Origin of the sequence: Pseudomonas sp. W5-36 (assembly GCF_046540455.1) — a bacterium.
Taxonomy (GTDB): Bacteria; Pseudomonadota; Gammaproteobacteria; order Pseudomonadales; family Pseudomonadaceae; genus Aquipseudomonas; species Aquipseudomonas graminis_B.
Genome location: NZ_JAXCIQ010000036.1, coordinates 1 through 1,505, shown reverse-complemented (window position 1 = coordinate 1,505; position 1,505 = coordinate 1). Strand labels below are relative to the sequence as shown.

Here is a 1,505-nt window from a genome sequence, read left to right as displayed (position 1 = left end):
TATAGGTGTTATCGACAGCGTTGTTCTTGTTGGGATCAAGCACGTTGAATGCGTCTGCAGGCTCGACTTTAGGACGAGGGTAGGGTGTTGCGTTAATGGATAAAGTGCCGTTAAGCGCCTGTTTGATTGCTGCCGTCAATTTGTCTTTTTGCTCGGCGGTGAGGATGGCGTTCTTCATTTTCTTTTGCTCCTTGCAAGGTGGGTATCACTAGTGCGACGCGGGCAGGGGGGGTAATTGTACTTACAGCGCTTCACCGTAAATAAATCAGGTCCTTGTCTTAAATAAATCAGACCCCGTTATCAAGACCCCTTTATCATGCTAGACCCCTTTATCATGCTTACAGTCGTGCTATGTCTAGATCATTCACGGAAAGTCTGGCCAGTCATCCAGAGAATTTAGTATGGACATTCCTCTCCAGCTGAGTATTTCATTAACAGGTGCGCATCTTTTCTGTGCTGAAGGAAACCGCCAGACAAGACCGTCTTCCCCACAGCCTGATTTTATTCCAAGCCAGCAGTCACCATATCGGCCCTTGTCTGGTGGGAATGGAGCGCCATACAAGTGTATGAGTACATTTAGGTGAGCCTCCCTAAGAGGTAAACAGTCCCAGTCCTCGGCGTATTGTACTGCCTGATCGTAGGTGAAACTGTACTCATCAGGTGCTACTCTGAGCGCATACATTTTCGAGGCGTTAACTGTGTAAGAGACGCTGTTGTTTCGTGCATCGCTCACGGTTATGGTGCTGCTCCCCCATCCTCTTCCTTTAACCTCTCCCTGCTGGTTAACTGATGCATACCGTGTGTTGCTCGATGAGTAGGTATAAGGTGGCGTGCCTCCTAAGGGTGTTCTAACTTGAGTATTACCTACTACGTCATTGCCATTTTGCGTCCATTCAGGGCTTCCCATTACGTATATGCCATCAAGAATCATCGTTGACTGGTCAATGGTCAGCGGTATGGCTATAACCTGAACAGTCCATGCATCTGAAGTCAGGCCACCTGCAACATATCGAGCAGTGAAAATATGCGTAGAAACCGATAAACCGTTCGCCTGATAGGTCCAGGCGCCAACGGCGTTAACAGTGACAGTTCCTAATACCGTTGACCCGTCAACTACTTGAAGTTGGGTATTTGCATCGGCTGTGCCAGTCAGGTTGACAGTGGTCTCTTGAGTATTTCCGCCGTTGGCGATCACCGCCCCATAAGAGTCGGTCACCTTAGTAATCTCAATCGCGCCAACGTCGGGCACGCTCTTGATGCTGTACGCCTGTTCCGAAAACGGAAAACGCGTTGCCCCTCCATCAAAAGACGCTTCAAGCTTCAGCGTAAAGGTCGAGCCGTCGGTCAGCGTTTTGAGGAGGTCCTTGGAGATGCCCCTGCTCTGGGCGCCCAACGTCGTGACGTTCAGCGGATTCCAGTTCTGCAGCGTGATCTGCGGCGTCGAGACCACGCTCAGCCAGAGTTTTTGCCCCACTGCCTGACCAGGCCAGGCCGCCAGTGTCATG

General features: G+C 50.6%; 1 protein-coding gene. It reads right to left on the bottom strand.

Annotated elements, in window-relative coordinates; genetic code table 11:
• Positions 1-364: 364 nt before the first annotated feature.
• Positions 365-1,505 (bottom strand): Ig-like domain-containing protein (locus tag SLW74_RS27460; protein WP_410930725.1); only part of this gene is annotated, 1,141 nt, incomplete at its 5' end.